General features: G+C 63.9%; 3 protein-coding genes. 1 reads left to right on the top strand and 2 read right to left on the bottom strand.

Annotation, left to right across the window (positions count from 1 at the left end; translation table 11 throughout):
* Positions 1–1,111 precede the first annotated feature (1,111 nt).
* On the bottom strand, positions 1,112–1,423 hold the full coding sequence (locus AC1DT2_RS19710; RefSeq protein WP_477298170.1) for a hypothetical protein: 312 nt from the start codon (positions 1,421–1,423) through the stop codon (positions 1,112–1,114).
* 90 nt (positions 1,424–1,513) lie between these two features.
* A complete protein-coding gene (locus AC1DT2_RS19705) occupies positions 1,514–2,287 on the bottom strand; it encodes an RNA polymerase sigma factor (protein WP_477298168.1) in 774 nt (257 codons plus the stop codon).
* A 68-nt stretch (positions 2,288–2,355) separates the two neighbouring features.
* Here AC1DT2_RS19705 and AC1DT2_RS19700 point away from each other — a divergent pair.
* Positions 2,356–2,902, top strand: a 547-nt coding sequence (locus tag AC1DT2_RS19700) for an ATP-dependent Clp protease proteolytic subunit (protein WP_477298166.1), incomplete at its 3' end; no start/stop codon positions are given.

Here is a 2,902-nt window from a genome sequence, read left to right as displayed (position 1 = left end):
ATTATAAGCAAATCGCGTCAAAATGGCGCGATAGTCAGGCTATTCGCGTCAACTCGACTAGATAATGGCGAATCGCGTCAGTTCGATGCGATTTTTTGGGTTCTTCGCGGATTACCGGGGCCCGGGCGCGCGGGTTTAGGTCGGGGCATTCTTTCGCACCTCGCACCTCGCGCATGGCTCGCCTTCGGCTTCGCGGGTGGCTCGGCTCCGCCATCGCTCTCTACACTTGGGCGTCTCGCGGGGAGACCTTGGTGCCCAAGCGGACCGTTACGGCGGTCGTGCAGATACGTCATTTCCGACGCGGCGAGCGTTTTCCTCGCCGCTGCGCTGACTCGCGGACGATCTCAGCGCGCTGGGGTCGACCGATTGGCGATGCCGACGAGCCAGTAGCCGGAGCGGCGCTGCTCTGTCGGCTCGACCCACACGAACCTCAGGGATGGGAAGAGTCTTCGGTGCCCACCCTCGAGGCGAGTTCCGCACAAGTGGAGCGGCCGTAGGCCAAATAAGTACACGGCCGCGCAGCGGCCTTTCCGGTACGAAACGCGGAGGACGTGTCTGAGCAGCGAGGGTGGGCATCGAAGGCTCTGTGCCGCTACGTCTGAGCACCGAAGGCTCTGCGCCTCACCGTCTTCGGCGTCCCCGGCATTCCGCGAAGAACCATTTTCTTGGTCGCCGGGCTGCTCCGGTCTACCTGTCGCCACTGAACTTTGCCGTGCCGGGCACATCTGATTAGCTGTCGTGGGCCTCGCGCGTCCGAGAGTCCGCAAGGGGAGCAGCGTTCGCCTTGCCAGAGGGAGACCGGCCAGTGAGACACGAGGGGAATACATCTGCTGACCCACTCGGGTCGGCCCGGCGAATCGCGGCGATGGTCGTGGCGATCAGCTGCCATCTCGGGCTATCGATGGTTCTCTTGCGGCCCGCGTGCCCGCGCGCGAACACGGCTCCCCCGATAGACAATCATGACACGGCACTTCAACTTCGATTGATCGCCGTGCCATCAACTACACCTATGCCATCCGCGCCACCGACAGCCAGGGTAGAACCTGCATCGCCACCGGCCCGACGTCCTCAGCGCATCGCTGCGCAGCTGGAGGCACCTTCCTCTTACGTATCATTCCCACCTGTAGCAACGGCTGGACTTGCCGCGACCGCGGCGCCCGATAGCGACGCGAACATTCACACCTCCGTGGGAGATGGCGGCTTTCAGCAGCGCCTGCTCAACGCGCAACACGCCCGAGATGTCAGAGGTGTTCCCGGTTCCGATGCGAATGCCGTACCCGGCATCCAACTTACCAACACGCAAGACCAGGGCGTCGGCGCCGTCATGCGCAGCACGCAGCGGTTGTTTGGCATCACGGATCGCCACTGCATCGATGTCGAAGTGTGGCAGAGCCTCAGCCCGGATGAATTGATCGCGCGGCATCTCACGCCTGCCGATATACGAAGACAGAGCGATAGATACGGTTGTAATCGGCCCTTAGGATTAAATTTCTAAGTCCTGTGGCGAACGGGCTCAAGCCACCTCGGTCATCGCCTCGCCCAACGGTATCCAGGTGACCGGGCCATCGCCGATCTGGATCCGCAAGGCCAGTTGATCGGCGACCTGGACCACCTGCGTTCTCGGTGCCTTTGCCGCAACGACTGGATCGCGGTTCCCACTCGTTGCGAGCGCGGCCATGGCCTGCGGCGCCGCCGTCCGCACCAGCGTGACCAACGCAGCTGTCTCGCACCGTGCGAGTGCCTGCTGGCACAAGGCAAGCAAGGCAGCCTGGTCCTCATCCTCCGGCATCGCCAGGGAGGTGGGCCGAGGCAAGCGCGCCATCAGCCGATGGAACCGCTGACGCGAAGCCACCTCACTGCGCCCGGCCAGGGCGCCCAGTTCGGCATGACTGACATCAAAAACCTCATGCAACAACCACGCGGCGACGTCGTCGGCCGGCAGGTGATGGATGAGGCTGAGCAAGGCTTCGTCGACGCGCTGGGCCTGCGCTGCCAGATGCTCTGGCTGATCGCCGTCGCTCTCGGCCGTCCACTCGCCGGCAAGCTGTCCAAGGATGGCCTGGTAGCGACCCTGGCGGCGCAGTTGATCGATGCACAGGTTACGCAGCACCGTGACGAGCCAGGCTTCCTGGCTGGCTGCCGAAGCAGGCAAYGGGCCATCCGTCGTACGCAGATACGCATCGTGCAGCAGATCTTCGGCGGCGCCTGTATCGCCCAGCCAGTGTCTGGCCAAACCCATCAAGCGCCGGCGGAGCGCGGCGTCTGTGGCGAATGGATGGTCATGCACGGGAGATGTCACGTTCGTGGCCGCTCGTTCGTTTATGGGGTGAACCTACCACAATGGAGCGATTCCCCATGTTTGCGAATGAGACGGACAACACCTCCCAGCCGCCGCAGAACAGCGCGTTCCTGGAAGAGAAAACCTTCCGCGCCCGGACCGTAATGGTCTTCGGCACAGTCACCGACACGATGGCCTCGGAGACCGTACGCCGCCTGCTTGCGCTCGATGCCGAATCGAACGCGCCCATCGACATGATCGTCTCATCGCCTGGCGGCCATCTCGAGTCGGGCGACGTGATCCACGACGCGGTGCGTTTCATCTCCTCGCCGGTCAACATGATCGGTACCGGCTGGGTGGGAAGCGCCGCCAACCATCTCTATCTGGGCGCGCCGCGCGAACGCCGCTTCTGCCTGCCGCAGACGCGCTTCCTGATCCATCAACCCAGCGGCGGCGCGGGTGGGCCGGCCAGTGACATCGCCATCCAGGCAAAGGAGATCCTGAAGGCGCGCGAGCGCATCGCCATGGTCATCGCACGCGAGAGCGGGCAACCCATCGAGCGGGTGCGTGAGGATATCGAGCGCGACAAGTGGATGTCCGCCGAGGAGGCCGTCGAGTACGGCC

It is taken from the genome of Luteibacter sp. P4_E6, from assembly GCF_056401535.1.
The sequence above is the reverse complement of the archived record's forward strand: the minus strand, read 5'-3'. Positions and strand labels throughout refer to the sequence as shown.

Excerpts from the sequence above, each read along its gene's own strand:
- AC1DT2_RS19710 (WP_477298170.1), bottom strand. The coding sequence starts at position 1,423 with ATGCCGCGCGATCAATTCATCCGGGCTGAGGCTCTGCCACACTTCGAC.